This is a genomic window from Brevundimonas sp. SH203 (assembly GCF_002157625.1).
Lineage (GTDB): Bacteria > Pseudomonadota > Alphaproteobacteria > Caulobacterales > Caulobacteraceae > Brevundimonas.
The window spans coordinates 318,859-334,837 of the sequence record NZ_BDMM01000005.1; the positions used below are offsets into that span (position 1 = coordinate 318,859).

Below are 15,979 nucleotides of genomic sequence, written 5' to 3' on the forward strand. Positions count from 1 at the left end.
ACACAGGTCAGATGTGGATGGCGTGACCCAGCGCACGCAGCGACGCCTCATGGAAGGCCTCGCCCAGGGTCGGGTGGACATGGATGGTCCCGGCGACGTCCTCCAGCACCGCCCCCATCTCCAGCATCTGGGCGAAGCTGTTGGACAGTTCCGACACATGCTGCCCCACCGCCTGCAGGCCCAGGATGCGATGATCGGCCTTGGACGCGATCACCCGCACGAAGCCGCCGTCCTCGCCCGCCTCGATGGCCAGCGCCCGGCCGATGGCGGCGAAGGGGAAGACCGACTGGATCACGTCGTCGCGGCCCTCCACATCGTTCGGCCCCAGGCCCGCCGAGACGATCTCCGGCTCGGTGAAACAGACGGCGGCGATGGTGACCGGATCGAACACCCGGTCATGGCCGGCGATGATTTCCGCGACCATCTCGCCCTGGGCCGACCCCTTGTGCGCCAGCATGGGTTCGCCGGTCAGGTCGCCGACGGCCCAGACGTTCTTCATCGAGGTGGCGCAGCGCTGGTCGATCTTCACGAACGGCCCGGCCATGGCCACGCCCATGTTTTCCAGCCCCCAGCCCTGGGTGCGCGGCCTGCGGCCCACCGTGACCAGCACCTTGTCGGCCTCAAGCTGCAGAGGCTCGCCGTCCATCGTGGTGACGTTCAGCCGGCCGCCGCCGAACCCGCCGGCGCGGGCGCCCAGGTGCAGCTCGACCCCGTGCTTCTCCAGCCATTTGGCCACCGGATCGGTCAGGGCCTTGTCGTAAAGCGGCAGGATCCGCTCGGCCATTTCGACGATGGCCACCTCGGCGCCCAGCTTGCGATAGGCGATGCCCAGCTCCAGCCCGATATAGCCGCCGCCGACCACGACCAGCTTCTTGGGAACCTCCGACAGGCTCAGCGCCTCGGTTGAGGAGATGACGTCGCCGCCGAACGGCAGGAAGGGCAGTTCGACCGGCTCGGACCCCGTGGCCAGGATGACGTGTTCGGCGGTGATCCTCACCTCGCCGTCGTCGGTCTTCACCACGCAGGTCTTGGCGTCCTCGAAGTTGGCCCAGCCCTTGATCACCTTGACCCTGGCCTTCTTCAGCAGGGCCGCGACCCCGCCGTTCAGCTTACGGACGATGCCGTCCTTCCATTCGACCGTCTGTTTCAGGTCGATGGCGGGCGCCGCCGCCGTGATGCCCAGCGTCCCGCCGCCGGCCGCCCTGGCCACCGTCTCGAACTTGCCCGCTGCATGGATGATGGCCTTGGACGGAATGCAGCCGACGTTCAGGCACGTCCCGCCCAGCCCGTCGCCGCCGTCCACCAGCACGGTGTCCAGGCCCAACTGGCCGCAGCGAATCCCCGCGACATAGCCGCCGGTGCCCGCGCCGATGATCAGGACTTTGGTTTTCAGGGTCTGGGTCATTCGATACCTGTGGGCTCAACACGGCCCAGCAACTGCAGTTCGGACAGCGTTGCGACCACGTCAGCACCAGACGCATCGCGCAAGCCAACAACATCGCCCGTTGAAGTTCGCTCCGCCTGAACAACAATCACGCGGTGGCGAACGCCCTTTTCGTCAGTCCAAAGGGCGTACTGAGGAATATTGATCGCCAGTGGTGCGCGGGAAGAGGCCATAGGCACCGTAAAGACGGCGCGCCCCTCCTTCATATCCGTCTCATTGGCAATCCGTCTGGACACAAAAGCCTCGGTTGGAAGTGCAGGCCACTCAGCCTCTTGGATAGAGGACCCAGATACTGATTCTGGACGTTCTTGTCCGCACCCGCCAACCAGAACCGCAACCAAACCTGCGAGCTTTCCAATCATCACCTCACCCCATCCATAAGGTCGCGGGGTTTTCCAGCAGCCCCTTGATCCGCTGCACGAAGACCGCCGCGTCATGGCCGTCGACGATGCGGTGGTCGAAGCTGGAGGACAGGTTCATCATCTTGCGGACGACCATCTGGCCGTCCTTGACCACGACCCGTTCGGCGATCTTGTTGGGGCCGACGATGGCGACCTCGGGGTGGTTGATGATCGGGGTGTGGACCACCCCGCCCAGCGTGCCCAGCGAGGTGATGGTGATGGTCGAGCCGCTCAGCTCCTCGCGTTTGGCCGTCCCGTCCTTGGCCGCGCCCGAGACGCGGGTGATCTCCAGCGCCGTGTCATAGGGGTCGCGCGCCTCGGCGTGGCGGACCACCGGCACCATCAGGCCGTTCGGCGTCTGGGCGGCGATGCCCAGATGGACCGGGGCGTTCTGGGTCAGGACGCCCGCCTCGTCGTCATAGGTGGCGTTGATCTGAGGCTGATCCTTCAGGGCGACCACGATGGCGCGGGCGATGAAGGGCAGGACGTTCAGCTTGGGCTGGTCCTTCTGTTTCGTCGCGTTCAGGTGGGCGCGCAGCTCCTCCACCGCCGTCATGTCGATTTCCTCGACATAGGTGATGTGCGGGATGCGGCGCACGCTCTCGGCCATCTTCTCCGCGATCTTGCGACGCAGGCCGATGATGCGGACCTCGGTCGTCCCCTCCGCCCTGGCGTAGGTCGATCCACCGCCGGACGGCGCCGCCGCGGGCTGAACGCCGCCCCGGGCGATGAAGCCGTCCAGGTCTTCGTGGGTGATGCGTCCGGCGGGGCCGGAACCGGGCACGAAGGTCAGGTCCACGCCCAGGTCGCGCGCGCGATTCCGCACGGCGGGCGAGGCCAGCGGACGTTCGCCGGCGGCGCGTCCGGTCAGGGCGGGAACGGGCTTGGACGGGATCGTCATCGACGTCTTCGAAATCCCACGCCCCGTCGTCGAAGTCACAGCGGAATTCGTCGTCGAATTCTCCGCCGGTTTCGAGGCGGTTTTGGGGGCCGAAACCGGCGTCGGGACATTGCCCTGCCCCTCGACCTCGAAGGCCACCAGCGGGCCGCCGACGGGCACGGACTTGCCCGCCTCGCCATACAGGGCGACGACCGTTCCGGCGACCGGCGAGGTGATTTCGACCGTCGCCTTGTCGGTCATGACATCGGCCAGGATCTGGTCTTCCTCGACCGCATCCCCGACCTTGACGTGCCAACCGACCAGCTCAGCCTCGGCCGTGCCTTCGCCCACGTCGGGCAGTTTGAAGACGTAGTTGCCGGACGTCGGCGCTTCGACAGGGGCGACAGGCGCGCTCTCGACCTTCGGCGCATCGGCGACCACAGGCGCAGGGGCCGGCTTGGCGACGGCGGCCGGCGCCGGGGCGTCATCCGCATTGCCCGCCCCCTCGACCTCGAACTCGACCAGAGGGCCGCGCACGGGGACCATGGCGCCGGGTTCGCCGTGCAGGGCCGTGACCTTGCCGGACACGGGGGCGGTGATCTCGACCGTGGCCTTGTCGGTCATGACGTCGGCGACGATCTGGTCCTCGGCGACCGTATCGCCGACCTTGACGTGCCAGGCGACCAGTTCGGCCTCGGCGGTGCCTTCGCCCACGTCGGGCAGTTTGAAGACGAAACGACCCATCTTATCGACCTCCCGACATGACGGCGTTCAGGGCGTATGCGACCCTTTGTGGTCCGGGGAAATATTCCCATTCGAAAGCATGGGGATAGGGGGTGTCCCAGCCGGTCACGCGCGCCACGGGCGCCTCCAGGTGATAGAAGCAGCGCTCCTGAACCAGGGCCGACAGCTCGCCGCCGAATCCCGAGGTCTTGGGCGCCTCATGCACGATGACGCAGCGGCCCGTCTTCTTGACCGAGGCCTCGATGGTCTCAATGTCCAGCGGGACCAGGGTGCGCAGGTCGATGACCTCGGCGTCCACGCCCGCGTGTTCGGCGCCCGCCAGCGCGACCCAGACCATGGTGCCATAGGCCAGGATGGTGACGTCGTTCCCCTCGCGCATCACGCGCGCCTTGCCGATGGGTTCGACGTATTTGGCCGTTGGAACCTGGGCCAGGTCCTGCGTCTTCCACGGCGAGACCGGCTTCTCGTGCCAGCCGTCGAACGGGCCGTTGTAGAGGCGTTTCGGCTCGAAGAAGACGACCGGATCGTCGTCCTCGATGGCGGCGGTCAACAGGCCCTTGGCGTCATAGGGATTGGACGGAATGACGACCTTCAGGCCCGCGATATGGGTGAACAGGCTTTCCGGCGACTGGCTGTGCGTCTGGCCGCCGAAGATGCCGCCGCCATAGGGGCTGCGCACCACGATGGGGCTGGTGAACTGACCGCCCGAGCGATAGCGCATCTTGGCCGCCTCGGAGACGATCTGGTCATAGGCCGGATAGATGTAGTCGGCGAACTGGATCTCCACGACCGGGCGCAGGCCATAGGCGCCCATGCCGATGGCGGCGGCGACGATGCCGCATTCGCTGATCGGGGCGTCGAAGCTGCGGGTCAGGCCGTGCTTCTGCTGCAGCTTGTCGGTGACGCGGAAGACCCCGCCGAAATAGCCGGCGTCCTCGCCGAACGACAGGACATTGGCGTCCTCGGCCATCTTGACGTCGATGGCCGAGTTCAGGGCCTGGATCATATTCATCGGCACGACGCCCGCGCCGGACGCCTGGGAGGCGGGGGCGGCGTTCTGATCGACCATGTCGGGCTCGACGCCGTCGTTGCGGTCGGCTTGGCTGAAGGTCTCGCTCATCGGGAAACACCCTCCGCATTCATCGTCATCCTCGGGCTTGACCCGAGGATCGGAGGCGGGGTCTGGCAATGCTTGAAGCGTGTGGCGGAGAGGGCGGCATTCGAACCCTCGCGGACGAGCGGCTGAACGCCCGGCCCTCGGGTCAAGCCCGAGGGTGACGGAGTTTGAGGCAAGAGGCTCATCGTCAGACCCCCACCTCGCGGCGCTGTTCGACCAGCCGCCAGTCCTCGGTCGCATAGACCTCTTCGAACATCGTCTTCACGCTGGGCCGCGATTGGCCCAGGGTGCCGATGGCCTCGGCCTCCTTGCCGGCGGCGCGGACCTGTTCCACGGCCTCTTTCAGCGCGGCCGTGTGGCGTTCGTCGTCCCATTCGCCGATCACGGTCAGGTGCTGGCGCAGCCGCTCCAGCGGATCGCCCAGCGGCCATTTGTCGTGTTCGTCGCCGGGGCGATAGCGGCTGGGGTCGTCGGAGGTGGAGTGGGGGGCGCCGCGATAGGTGAACAGCTCGATCACCGTCGCGCCCTGGTTCGACCGCGCACGCTCCTCGGCCCACTGGGTCGCCGCCCAGACGGCCAGAAAGTCGTTGCCGTCCACCCGCAGGGCCGGCAGGCCATAGCCGATGGCCTTGGAGGCGAAGGTCGTCTCAAGACCGCCCGCGATGCCCATGAAGGACGAAATGGCCCACTGGTTGTTGACCACGTTCAGGATGACCGGGGCGCGATAGACGGAAGCGAAGGTCAGGGCGTTGTGGAAGTCGCCCTCGGCCGTGGCGCCGTCGCCGATCCAGCTGATGGCGATCTTGTCGTCGCCCTTGTAGGCGCTGGCCATGGCCCAGCCGACCGCCTGCGGCACCTGGGTGCCCAGATTGCCGCTGATGGTGAAGAAGCCGTAGTCCTTGGCCGAATACATGATCGGCAGCTGGCGGCCTTTGATCGGGTCCGCCGCGTTGGAATAGATCTGGTTCATCATATCGACCAGCGGATAGCCGCGCGCGATCAGCAGCCCCTGCTGGCGATAGGTGGGAAAGCCCATGTCCTCGCGGCTGAGCAGCATCCCCTGGGCGACCGCGATCGCCTCTTCGCCGGTGCATTTCATATAGAAGCTGGTCTTGCCCTGGCGGTGGGCGCGATGCATCCGGTCGTCGAAGGCGCGGGTCAGGATCATGGCCTTCAGGCCGCGACGCAATGTCTCGGGGTCAAGGCGCGGATTCCATGGGCCGACCGCCTGGCCCTCGTCGTCCAGAACGCGAATCAGGCGGAAGGCCAGGTCGCGCATGGCGTAGGGCGTGGACCCGACCTCGGGCCGCTCAACCACGCCGGCGGGGTCCATCTTCAGATGGCTGAAGTCCGGCGCGTCGCCGGGACGGCCGGACGGTTCCGGCACGTGCAGCGACAGGGGCTGGCTGTTCTTTTTGCTCATTTTGTCGTTCATGCGGGCGTCCATGTCCGTTCGGGGGTCCGTCCGTGTTTCCTCTGGACGTTTGATAACACGGCCCCTAAGCAGGCGCTCGCTCAAATTGACCTTGCTAAATCCCGATTTCGGGTATTTTATTTCGCCATAATCATAATCGGAGAAACGCCTTGGCGGACGAACTCGATCCCATCGACGCCCGTATCCTGGATATCCTGCAACAAGACGCCGGGCTGTCGGTCGCAGAGGTCGCGGATCGCGTCGGATTGTCGGCCTCGCCCTGCTGGCGACGGATCAAACGGCTGGAGGATTCCGGCCTGATCACCAAGCGCGTCACCCTGCTGAACGCCAAGCTTCTGGGCCTGGACTTCGAGGTGTACGCCATCGTCAAGCTGATGCTGCCATCCTCGGACAATCTGAACGTCTTCGAGGCCGCCGTGGCCAAATGGCCGGAGGTGGTGCAGTGCGCCACCATCACCGGGCGCGAGGACTATGTGCTGCGCATCATCACCTCGGACATGCACGCCTTCGACCTGTTCCTGCGCGAGAAGCTGCTGGCGCTGGGCATCGTGTCGGACTGTGAAAGTCACATCGTCACGCGCGGCGTGAAGAATGTGACCGCCCTGCCCCTTGGCATCATCACGCCTCACGTCGGATAAGGTTTCTCGGGCGGCGCCGACCGCCGTGGGAGCCGACACATGATCGAACTGGTGATCGACGCGCGCCGCAAGAACCTGGGCGGGTTCGAGGTCGGGCGCGTCCTGCCCTTCCATGCGCGCCGGATGGTGGGGCCGTTCATCTTCCTGGACCAGATGGGGCCGGCCGAGTTCGCACCGGGATCGACCGCCATCGACGTGCGGCCGCACCCCCATATCGGCCTGTCGACCCTGACCTATCTGTTCGAGGGTCAGATCATGCACCACGACAATCTGGGCTACGATCAGGCGATCCGGCCGGGCGAGGTCAACTGGATGACCGCCGGCAAGGGCATCGTCCATTCCGAGCGCACCGATCCCCTGACCAGGAGCCGGGGCGGGCCGATGCACGGGATGCAGGCCTGGGTCGCCCTGCCCGCCGAGGCCGAGGAGATCGATCCGTCCTTCGCTCACCTGGGCGAGGACGCCCAGCCCGCCTATGAGAACGGCGGCCTGTTCGCGCGGCTGGTGGCGGGCGAAGCTTACGGCGCCAAGGCCGAGGCGCCCGTGTCGTCGCCGCTGTTCTACATCCATTGGGAGCTTCAGCCCGGCGTGCGCACCGCGCCGCCCGCCGCCAGGGGCGCCGGCGGCATGAGCGAGCGCGCCCTCTATGTCGCCAGGGGGTCCATCGAGGTCGGGGACCGCACCTTCCACGAGGGGCAGATGGTCGTGCTGTCGCCCAGCGCGGAGCCGACCGTCAAAGCCCTGACCCAGGCGACGGTCATGGTTCTGGGCGGCGAGCCGGTGGGCGAGCGGCTGATCTGGTGGAACTTCGTCGCCTCCAGCCAGGATCGGATCGACCAGGCCAAGGCCGACTGGAAGGCGGGACGGATGAAACTGCCCGACGCCGACGACCTGGAGTTCATCCCCCTGCCCGACGAACCCGCCAGGGCGCAAGGCGCCCCCGCGCCCGTGGAACCCAAGCCGACCGATCCGGTCTGAGCGGCGACACGATATGAGGATGAGGGTGAAATGTCCGAAGCCGTTTCAGCTTGAAGCCTCGGGTTCTCAAGGAGTCTACACGCTTCGTTTTGAACCGATTGACGATTGGGGCGGGCTGTTTGTCGTTGATGGATTTTCAAAGGCCATGCGTTGGCCCGTTCTATCCATCGAGCAAAGCGAACCAGACGCGCTTATCCTGTCTGGAACGACGGAAGGCAGCGCTATCCTTTGGGATGACGAGTATTGGTACGAGGTGGTCATCGCTCCTGAACGCGCCAACCTATCTTTTTGGGGCGACCGCGTTCTGATCCGCACCGATGAGGCATCGGCTATAGGCACGATCCCCGCAACCCGCTAACGCCTGCGCCATGAACTTCGATTTCGACGCCCAGGTCACCGCCGCCCTGTTCGACAACACCGGCGCCGTCTTCGCCCTCGGCGACGGCTCGGTGCGGTTCGAGGATCGAACGCGGGTCGAGGCCCATGACGGGGCCGTGCTGTGCGCCTGCGTCCATCCGTCCGGCGACGGCGTCGTCACGGGCGGCGACGACGGCCGGGTGGTCTGGACCCGCCGCGACGAGGAAGCCGTCGTCCTGGCGACGGCCAAAAACCAGTGGATCGACGCCATCGACGCCTCGCCCGCTTCGGGCCTGATCGCCTTTTCCTTCGGCCGCACCCTGTCGGTGATCGACCCCAAGGAGGTCGGTTTCCGCCGCGACTTCCAGCACGAGCGCACCGTCTCGGGCGTCGCCTTCGAGCCCAAGGGCCGGCGCATCGCGACCTCGACCTATGGCGGGGCGGCGCTGTGGTATGCGCGGATCGAGAAGCAGCAGCCGGTCAGGCTCGCCTGGGCCGGGTCGCACACCGGCGTCGCCTTTTCGCCCGACGGCGCCTTCGTCGTCACGACGATGCAGGACAACCAGATGCACGGCTGGCGCATCAAGGACGCCAAGAACCTGCGGATGGGCGGCTATCCGGGCAAGGTGCGGTCGATGGCCTTCCTGGCTGGCGGGCAGTTGATGGCGACTTCGGGCGCGCAGGGCGCGGTGCTGTGGCCCTTCGTCGGGGCGAACGGGCCGATGGGGCGCGAGGCGACCGAGATCGGCTATGACGACACCACCCTGGTCAACCTGGTCTCGGCCCGCGCCGATCAAGGGCTGCTGGCCGCCGGGCTGCTGGACGGTCGGGTCTGGGTCGCCCATCCGGCGGCGCAGGGGCTGAACTTCGTCAAGGCCGAGAAGGGGGCGGCCATCGTCGCCCTGTCGCTGAGCCCCGCCGTGGACAAGGTCGCCTGGGCCGACGAGGACGGCCGGGCCGGCGTGATCGTCCTCTGATGGGCAAGGGACGCAAGCGGGGGCGTCGGGTTCTGCTGATCGTGCTGGCGATCGTGGTGCTGTTCCCGATCGCCGGCGTGCTGATCGTGGCGGTCGTGCCGCCGCCGCCGACCCTTCTGATGCTGCGCCAGGCCGTGCGGGGCGAGGGGGTGGATTATCAGTGGCGCGGGCTGAACCGCATCTCTCCCAACCTGGTCAACGCCGCCATCGCCGCCGAGGACGCCCGGTTCTGCAGCCACCACGGCTTCGACATGGACGCCATCCAGAAGGCGCTGGACCACAACGCCGAGGGCGGGCGCATCCGGGGCGGTTCGACCATCAGCCAGCAGACGGCCAAGAACGTCTTCCTGTGGCCCGGCCGCGACTGGGTCCGCAAGGGGCTGGAGGCGGGCTACACCGTGCTGATCGAGGCGGTCTGGTCCAAGCGGCGGATCATGGAGGTCTATCTGAACGTGGTGGAATGGGCGCCCGGCGTCTATGGCGCCCAGGCCGCGTCGCGTCACTGGTTCGGCAAGGATGCGGCGGACCTCAGCCCGCGCGAGGCGGCGCGTCTCGCCGCCATCCTGCCCGCCCCGCGCCGCTATGAAGCGGCCGATCCCGGCCCCTATGTGCGTCGCCGGGCCGCGCGCGTTCAGGCGGCGATGGGAGCGGTGCGGAACCAGGGCCTGAACGCCTGCGTCGTCGGCCGGGGCTGAACCGCCGCGCTTGACGCGCGACCGGGCCTCGCCTCTCCTGCGCGCGCTGTTCAGGAGATCCATCATGAAGCGTCAGATGATGACCGCCGTCGCGGTCTGCGCCCTCGCCTTCGCCGCCGGCTGCGCCAGCACCCCCGAGACCGAAGCGCGCGCCGCGGGCGCCGAGCAGACCGCCTCGACCCCGGCCGCGCCCGCCGTCGGCGGCCTGCGCGCCGACTATCCGATCACCGCCGAGGGCGCGACCGCCTTCATCGCCGACGCCGAAACCAGGATGGCCGAGGTCAGCGAATATGTCGCCCGCATCCAGTGGGCGCGCGCCACCAACATCACCTTCGACACCATGTGGCTGGAGTCCAAGGCCAACGCCGAGGCGACCGAGCTTCAGGTCCGAATGGCCAACCAGGCCGCCAGGTTCAACGCCGTTCAGGTCGATCCCGTCGTGCGGCGCAAGCTGGACCTGCTGCGGCTGGGGCTGGTGCTGCCGGCGCCCAACCGGCCGGGCGCGGCGAACGAACTGGCGCAGCTGACCACCCGTCTGGATTCGACCTATTCGACCGGCAAGTTCGACTTCAAGGGCCGCAAGATCACCCTGGACGAGGCCTCGCTGATCCTGGCCGACAGCCGCGATCCCGAAGAGACCAAGGCGCTGTACGAAGGCTGGCGCACCATTTCGCCGGTCATGCGCGACGACTACGCCCGGATGGTCGAGATCGCCAACGAAGGCTCGCGCGAGCTGGGCTTCGCCGACACCGGCGCCCTGTGGCGGTCGGGCTACGACATGCCCGCCGACGATTTCGCCGCCGAGACCGACCGACTGTGGGAACAGGTCAAACCCTTCTACGAGAACCTGCACTGCTATGTGCGCGCCCGGCTGAACGCCAAATATGGCGATGCGGTCCAGCCGGACCACGGCCCGATCCGCGCCGACCTGTTGGGCAATATGTGGTCCCAGCAGTGGGGCAATATCTATGATGTGGTGGCCCCGGCGACCGGCGGCGCCTCAAGCTACGACCTGACCGAACTGCTGAAGGCCGCCGATTACGACGCGACCAGGATGGTCAGGACGGGCGAGGGCTTCTATGTCTCGCTGGGCCTCGATCCCCTGCCCGAGACCTTCTGGGAGCGCAGCCAGATCACCCGTCCGCGCGACCGCGAGGTGGTCTGCCACGCCTCGGCCTGGGACCTGGACAACGCCGACGACATCCGCATCAAGATGTGCACCAACGTCAATGGCGACGACTTCTACACCGTCCACCACGAACTGGGTCACAACTACTATCAGCGGGCCTACAAGAACCAGCCGATGCTGTTCAGGAACGGAGCCAACGACGGCTTCCACGAGGCCATCGGCGACTTCGTCGGCCTGTCGGCCCTGACGCCGACCTATCTGAACCAGATCGGCCTGTTGAAGACCACGCCGGGCGACGACGAGGACATTCCCTTCCTGCTGAAGATGGCGCTGGACAAGATCGCCTTCCTGCCGTTCGGCCTGATGGTCGACCGCTGGCGCTGGGACGTCTTCTCGGGCCAGACGACGCCGGCCCAGTACAACACCGCCTGGACGGCCGACATGCTGCAGTACCAGGGTCTGGTCCCGCCCGGCCCGCGTCCCGCCAACGCCTTCGATCCCGGCGCCAAATACCATGTGCCGGGCAACACGCCCTATACACGCTACTTCCTGGCGGCCATCTATCAGTTCCAGTTCCAGCGCGCGGCCTGCAAACAGGCGGGCTGGACCGGGCCGCTGCACCGCTGCTCTGTCTATGGCAACAAGCCGGTGGGAGAGCGTTTCAACGCCATGCTGCAGATGGGCCAGTCGCGCCCGTGGCAGGAGGCGATGAAGGCCTTCACCGGCGACGACGGCAACGACGCCTCGGCCATCGCCGACTATTTTGCGCCGCTGAACGTCTGGCTGGAGCAGCAGAACCGCGGTCATCAGTGCGGATGGAGCGCCGCCTGACCGACGGACGCCGTTAACCCTTCCCCATGAGCGTTACCTTAACCGCCCGGCGCCAGACTGCCGGCTGATCGGGCGGTCATGCGGCCGGCCGCGCCCATGGGGATGATCTTGGCGAACGCTTCCACACTGATCGGCCGAAGCCTGCGCGGGCTGCGCGACCTGGCGTCTCGTCTGGGCGCGGATCGCGGCGGCAATGTCGTGATGATCTTCGCCCTGGTCATGCCGGCCCTGGTCATGATCACCCTGGGCGGGATCGACCTGAACCGCATCACGACGGTCAAGGCGCGGGTGCAGGACGCGCTGGACGCAGCGACCCTGGCGGCCGCGCGGTCGTCCTATACGGACCCGAGCGACCTTCAGAAGGTGGCCGTGGTCGCCCTCAGGGCCAATCTGCGCGGCGCCTCGGTCGAACCCTTCGCCGACAGCGACGTCAAGATCGTGCTGACCAAGGATCAGGTGGTCATCGCCGACATGCGGGTGCAGGTGAAGACCCTGGTGGCCAATATCGTCCTGCCGCCCTACGGCAAGCTGATGGACGACACCCTGCCGGTCAACGTCCACTCCGAGGTCAATCGCTCGTCCAAGGACATCGAGGTCTCGCTGGTGCTGGACATCACCGGGTCGATGGGCGGGAACCGCATCCGCGACCTGAAGAACGCCGCCAACCAGTTGATCAAGCTGGTGGTGCAGCCGGCGGATAAGCAGACGCCCTATTATTCGCGCATGGCCATCGTGCCCTATTCGATCGGGGTCAATCTGGGGTCATGGGCCGACGGCGCCAGGGGCGCGCCGATCGACGACACCGCCATCACGAACGCCTCCTGGGCGGCGGCGGCGGCCAAGTCGATCAGCGGCGTCACCCGCGCCACGCCCGGCGTCGTCACCGCCAACGGCCACGGCCTGACGACCAACGACTATGTCTGGATCAGCGGCGTCGGCGGCATGACCCAGATCAACGATCGCGCCTATCGCGTGGTGCGGATCGACGCCAACCGCGTCTCGCTGCAGTATCAATCCGGCGGCGCCTGGTACACGCTGAACACCAACAGCGGCTACAGCAGCTACAGCTATGGCGGCCAGATCCGCAAATGCACGCGATCCGACTGTTACGTGACCCTCACCTCGCGCAATCACGGCCTGTCCGAGGGCGAGGGCGTGGACATCTCCGACGTCAGGGGCATGACGGCGCTGAACAACACAAACAACGGCCTCTACGAAGTCTATGAGCGGCCCAGCACCGACACCTTCGTCCTGCCCGTGGGCGGCGCAGCCTATGCCGACTATTCGGGCGGCGGATCGGTGCAATGCGGCCGGGACGGCTGCGCTATCCGCATCTTCCGCGACGCCCAGTACAACCGTCTGACGGTTTTCCAGAACACCACCTGCGTCAGCGAGCGCGCCGGATCGGCCGCCTATACCGACGCGGCGCCGGGTTCGGGGAGCTATGTCGGCCGCAACTATGCGTCGCCGCGCAACCCCTGCCCGTCGGCCACGATACAGCCGCTGACCTCCAACATCGGCACCCTGACCAATCTGGTGAACGGCCTGTCGGTGACGGGATCGACGGCGGGCCAGATCGGCCTGGCCTGGGGCTGGTATGCGATCTCCGATCGGTTCAACCGGCTGTGGCCCTCGAACACGGCGGCGGCCTATGAGCCGACCAAGGTGTTGAAGGCGGTGATCCTGATGACCGACGGGGAGTTCAACACCCCCTATTGCGGCGGCGTCATCGCGCGCGACGCCGGGTCCGGCTCGGGCAACTATTACGACAAGATCGCCTGCGACGCGACCAACGGCGACCCGTTCGACCAGGCCGCAAAGCTGTGCGACGGCATCAAGGCCCAGGGCGTGATCGTCTATACCGTCGGCTTCTCGATCAATCAGGGCAGCGACGCGGCCCGCATCCTGAGCAGCTGCGCCACCGACAAGGACAAGGCCTTCCTGCCGCAATCGGGCGCGGACCTGTCCAGCAACTTCCAGGCCATCGGCCGCGACATCACCCGGCTCAGGATCTCGCGCTGATCCGTCAGAGCAGGCGGATTTCGCGCAGCCGCTCGGTCAGATAGTCCTCGGCCAGGATGGTCTTTCCGGCATAGCGGTCGGGATTGTCCGGCGTGATGGCGCTGGGCAGGGTCTCGATCGGGAAGTCCGGGTTGAAGTGCAGGAAGAAGGGCGTGGAATAGCGGGCGAAGCCGCGCCGTTCCGGGGCCGGATTGACCACCCGGTGCGTCGTCGACGGCAGGACGTGATTGGTCAGGCGCTGCAGCATGTCGCCGATATTGACGACGAGCGCGCCGGGCGGCGGGGCGATGTCCAGCCAGCTGCCGTCCTTTTCCTTCAGCTGCAGCCCGGCCTCTTCGGCGCCCAGCAGCAGGGTGATGACATTGATGTCCTCGTGCGCGCCGGCCCGCACGCCCGGCGCATCGGCCGGCACGGGCGGATAGTGCAGCATCCGCAGCACGCTGTTGCCCATCTCGACCTTGTCGGCGAAGAAATCGTCGCCCAGCTTCAGATAGCGGGCGATGGCGCGCAGAATCCTGGCCCCCAGGGCGTCCAGATCCTCGAACATGCCGTAGAGATGGTCCCGGAAGCCCTCGATCTCGGTCGGCCAGACATTGTCGCGCATGTAGCGGCGGTAGGGGTGCCCCTCAGGCAGCTCGCGGCCGACGTGCCAGAACTCCTTGAGATCCACCGTCGTGGCGTCCTTGGCCGCCTCGACCCCGAACGGCGTCAGGCCGCGCGCCCCGCCCGTGCCCGGCTGGTGATACTGGCGCTTGGTCTCTTCGGGCAGGGCGAAGAAAGCCCTGGCGTCGTCGACGGCGGCGGCGATACGGGCCTCGTCCAGCCCATGATCGGCCACAACCGCAAAGCCGAACCGTGAGAAGGAGGCCCCCAGGGCGTCGCTGAACGCCTGGAAATCGGCGTCGTATTGTTTCATCGAAACCGGCGTGATGGCGCGGTCCTGCGGGCGGTTGTCCTGGGTCGCGCTCACGAGTTTCGTCCTTCGATCAGGGGATGGTGAGCGCCTCCCTTACCCCCAATCCAGGCGATTGTCAGTTCGCCCGAACGGATGGGCAAGACCGTTCATGCGGCATACAGATTGGAACCTTCACAGTAAGCGTTCGTTTCCGCGCCAGATCGCAAATACGAAGAGGACCTTATCCATGCGCGCCAAGTTCATCGTCGCCAGCGTCTCCATCGCCGCCCTGCTGGGCGCCGCCGCCTGCACCACCACTGACCCCTATCGCTCCGGCCCCGTTCGCAACAATACCGGCACGGGCGCCATCGCCGGCGCGCTGGGCGGGGCCCTGCTGGGCTATCTGACCAACACGTCGAGCGGGGAACAAGGCCGCAAGAACGCCCTGATCGGCGCCGGCGTCGGCGCGCTCGGCGGCGCGGCCGTGGGCCAATATATGGATCGCCAGCAGCGCGCGATGGAATCCCAGCTGTCCGGCTCGGGCGTCGGCGTGGCGCGTCAGGGCGACACCCTGGTTCTGCGCATGCCGTCGGACGTCACCTTCGCCACCAACCAGTCGTCCATCGATCCCCGCTTCCTGCCGGTCCTGCAGGACGTGGCCCGCGTGCTGCAGCAGTATGACCAGTCGACCGTCGACGTGATCGGCCACACCGATTCCTCGGGCGGCGACGCGATCAACCAGCCCCTGTCCGAGCGCCGCGCCAGCAGCGTCGCCTCCGAACTGGTCCGCAACGGCGTTCTGGCCCAGCGCCTCTATGTCGCCGGCAACAGCTCGCGCAACCCGGTGGCCTCAAACGCCACCGCGGAAGGCAAGGCGATGAACCGCCGCGTGGAAATCCTGATCCGCCCGTTCACCGGCTGATCCAGACCTGATTCCGCAAGAACGAAGGGCGGCGTCGCGAGACGTCGCCCTTTTTGCATTTCGGTCCCCGCCTACGCTTGCACAGGTTCAGACATCAAGGTTAGCCCTGACGATGTCTGCGCAGGAGCGACGCCGTGACGCCCGACGACTGGGATTTTGGACAGGGCCTGAAGCTGGCCGGCGTCGCCGTGGTCTGCGCCATCCTGACCGCGACCCTCGTAATCGCCATCGGCGAAGCCGCTCTGAACCCGAGGCCGCCCAGCGTGCAGGCATCATCCTCGACGAGTGGATCACAGTGACGATCCCCAAAAACAGAAACGCCGCCTCCTTTCGGAAGCGGCGTCAAAGTCGTTCGACATCTGATCCTTTGGCCGGCCGGTCTGGGTATCCAGACCGGCCGGCCTTGGGGACTTAGAAGTTGATGTCGATGGTCGCGCGGCGGTTGAGCGGTTCACGCACGCCGTCGGCGGTGGGCTTGGCCAGGTTGGTCTCGCCCTTGCCGTCCAGGGCGATC

At 66.8% G+C, this 15,979-nt stretch carries 15 protein-coding genes; 9 read left to right on the forward strand and 6 right to left on the reverse strand.

The window, feature by feature from the left end; all coding sequences use genetic code 11:
- Window positions 1–7: 7 nt before the first annotated feature.
- From lpdA to SH203_RS12735, 5 genes are all read right to left on the reverse strand, one after another.
- The gene (lpdA, locus tag SH203_RS12720) at window positions 8–1,405 is read right to left on the reverse strand and encodes a dihydrolipoyl dehydrogenase (protein WP_087121299.1); all 1,398 of its coding nucleotides are present in this window, start codon (window positions 1,403–1,405) and stop codon (window positions 8–10) included.
- A complete protein-coding gene (locus tag SH203_RS15545; protein WP_159457568.1) occupies window positions 1,402–1,809 on the reverse strand; it encodes a hypothetical protein in 408 nt (135 codons plus the stop codon). The genes lpdA and SH203_RS15545 overlap by 4 nt, the downstream gene beginning before the upstream one ends.
- Before the next feature lies 1 nt (window position 1,810).
- The gene (locus SH203_RS12725; RefSeq protein ID WP_087121300.1) at window positions 1,811–3,469 is read right to left on the reverse strand and encodes a 2-oxo acid dehydrogenase subunit E2; all 1,659 of its coding nucleotides are present in this window, start codon (window positions 3,467–3,469) and stop codon (window positions 1,811–1,813) included.
- 1 nt (window position 3,470) lies between these two features.
- Window positions 3,471–4,538: an alpha-ketoacid dehydrogenase subunit beta gene (locus tag SH203_RS12730; protein ID WP_087121341.1), complete on the reverse strand. Its 1,068-nt coding sequence runs from the start codon at window positions 4,536–4,538 to the stop codon at window positions 3,471–3,473.
- Window positions 4,539–4,773: 235 nt separating this feature from the next.
- Window positions 4,774–6,009: a 3-methyl-2-oxobutanoate dehydrogenase (2-methylpropanoyl-transferring) subunit alpha gene (locus SH203_RS12735; RefSeq protein ID WP_234989495.1), complete on the reverse strand. Its 1,236-nt coding sequence runs from the start codon at window positions 6,007–6,009 to the stop codon at window positions 4,774–4,776.
- 161 nt (window positions 6,010–6,170) lie between these two features.
- Between SH203_RS12735 and SH203_RS12740 the strand changes: the two genes are divergently transcribed.
- The 7 genes from SH203_RS12740 (at window position 6,171) to SH203_RS12770 (ending at window position 13,648) form a co-directional block, all read left to right on the forward strand.
- Entirely contained in the window at window positions 6,171–6,659 is a 489-nt protein-coding gene (locus SH203_RS12740; protein WP_087121302.1) for an Lrp/AsnC family transcriptional regulator, read from the forward strand.
- Window positions 6,660–6,698: 39 nt separating this feature from the next.
- Complete coding sequence (locus tag SH203_RS12745) at window positions 6,699–7,637, forward strand: pirin family protein (RefSeq protein WP_087121303.1); 939 nt, start codon at window positions 6,699–6,701, stop codon at window positions 7,635–7,637.
- 25 nt (window positions 7,638–7,662) lie between these two features.
- A complete protein-coding gene (locus tag SH203_RS15390; RefSeq protein WP_143275736.1) occupies window positions 7,663–7,995 on the forward strand; it encodes a hypothetical protein in 333 nt (110 codons plus the stop codon).
- Window positions 7,996–8,005: 10 nt separating this feature from the next.
- Window positions 8,006–8,971: a WD40 repeat domain-containing protein gene (locus tag SH203_RS12755; RefSeq protein ID WP_087121305.1), complete on the forward strand. Its 966-nt coding sequence runs from the start codon at window positions 8,006–8,008 to the stop codon at window positions 8,969–8,971.
- Window positions 8,971–9,666, forward strand: coding sequence for a monofunctional biosynthetic peptidoglycan transglycosylase (mtgA, locus tag SH203_RS12760; RefSeq protein WP_087121306.1), 696 nt, complete (start codon window positions 8,971–8,973; stop codon window positions 9,664–9,666). Before SH203_RS12755 ends, mtgA begins: the two co-directional genes overlap by 1 nt.
- Before the next feature lie 64 nt (window positions 9,667–9,730).
- Window positions 9,731–11,626: a M2 family metallopeptidase gene (locus tag SH203_RS12765; protein WP_087121307.1), complete on the forward strand. Its 1,896-nt coding sequence runs from the start codon at window positions 9,731–9,733 to the stop codon at window positions 11,624–11,626.
- Window positions 11,627–11,734: 108 nt separating this feature from the next.
- A complete protein-coding gene (locus tag SH203_RS12770) occupies window positions 11,735–13,648 on the forward strand; it encodes a TadE/TadG family type IV pilus assembly protein (protein ID WP_159457569.1) in 1,914 nt (637 codons plus the stop codon).
- A gap of 4 nt (window positions 13,649–13,652) precedes the next feature.
- Here the strand turns inward: SH203_RS12770 and SH203_RS12775 are convergent, their stop codons facing one another.
- A complete protein-coding gene (locus SH203_RS12775; RefSeq protein ID WP_200808941.1) occupies window positions 13,653–14,564 on the reverse strand; it encodes an isopenicillin N synthase family oxygenase in 912 nt (303 codons plus the stop codon).
- A gap of 226 nt (window positions 14,565–14,790) precedes the next feature.
- On the opposite strand from SH203_RS12775, the gene SH203_RS12780 reads away from it, so the two are divergent.
- Both SH203_RS12780 and SH203_RS15550 read left to right on the forward strand, forming a co-directional pair.
- Complete coding sequence (locus tag SH203_RS12780) at window positions 14,791–15,465, forward strand: OmpA family protein (RefSeq protein ID WP_087121310.1); 675 nt, start codon at window positions 14,791–14,793, stop codon at window positions 15,463–15,465.
- A gap of 134 nt (window positions 15,466–15,599) precedes the next feature.
- Window positions 15,600–15,764, forward strand: coding sequence for a hypothetical protein (locus tag SH203_RS15550; protein ID WP_159457570.1), 165 nt, complete (start codon window positions 15,600–15,602; stop codon window positions 15,762–15,764).
- The last annotated feature ends 215 nt before the right edge of the window (window positions 15,765–15,979 follow it).

Bases quoted from the DNA above. Each gene is read 5' to 3' on its own strand.
- lpdA (WP_087121299.1), bottom strand. From the start codon at position 1,405: ATGACCCAGACCCTGAAAACCAAAGTCCTGATCATCGGCGCGGGCACC.
- SH203_RS12725 (WP_087121300.1), bottom strand. From the start codon at position 3,469: ATGGGTCGTTTCGTCTTCAAACTGCCCGACGTGGGCGAAGGCACCGCC.
- SH203_RS12730 (WP_087121341.1), bottom strand. From the start codon at position 4,538: ATGGTCGATCAGAACGCCGCCCCCGCCTCCCAGGCGTCCGGCGCGGGC.
- SH203_RS12735 (WP_234989495.1), bottom strand. From the start codon at position 6,009: ATGAGCAAAAAGAACAGCCAGCCCCTGTCGCTGCACGTGCCGGAACCG.
- SH203_RS12745 (WP_087121303.1), top strand. From the start codon at position 6,699: ATGATCGAACTGGTGATCGACGCGCGCCGCAAGAACCTGGGCGGGTTC.
- SH203_RS12755 (WP_087121305.1), top strand. From the start codon at position 8,006: ATGAACTTCGATTTCGACGCCCAGGTCACCGCCGCCCTGTTCGACAAC.
- mtgA (WP_087121306.1), top strand. From the start codon at position 8,971: ATGGGCAAGGGACGCAAGCGGGGGCGTCGGGTTCTGCTGATCGTGCTG.
- SH203_RS12765 (WP_087121307.1), top strand. From the start codon at position 9,731: ATGAAGCGTCAGATGATGACCGCCGTCGCGGTCTGCGCCCTCGCCTTC.
- SH203_RS12775 (WP_200808941.1), bottom strand. From the start codon at position 14,564: ATGAAACAATACGACGCCGATTTCCAGGCGTTCAGCGACGCCCTGGGG.
- SH203_RS12780 (WP_087121310.1), top strand. From the start codon at position 14,791: ATGCGCGCCAAGTTCATCGTCGCCAGCGTCTCCATCGCCGCCCTGCTG.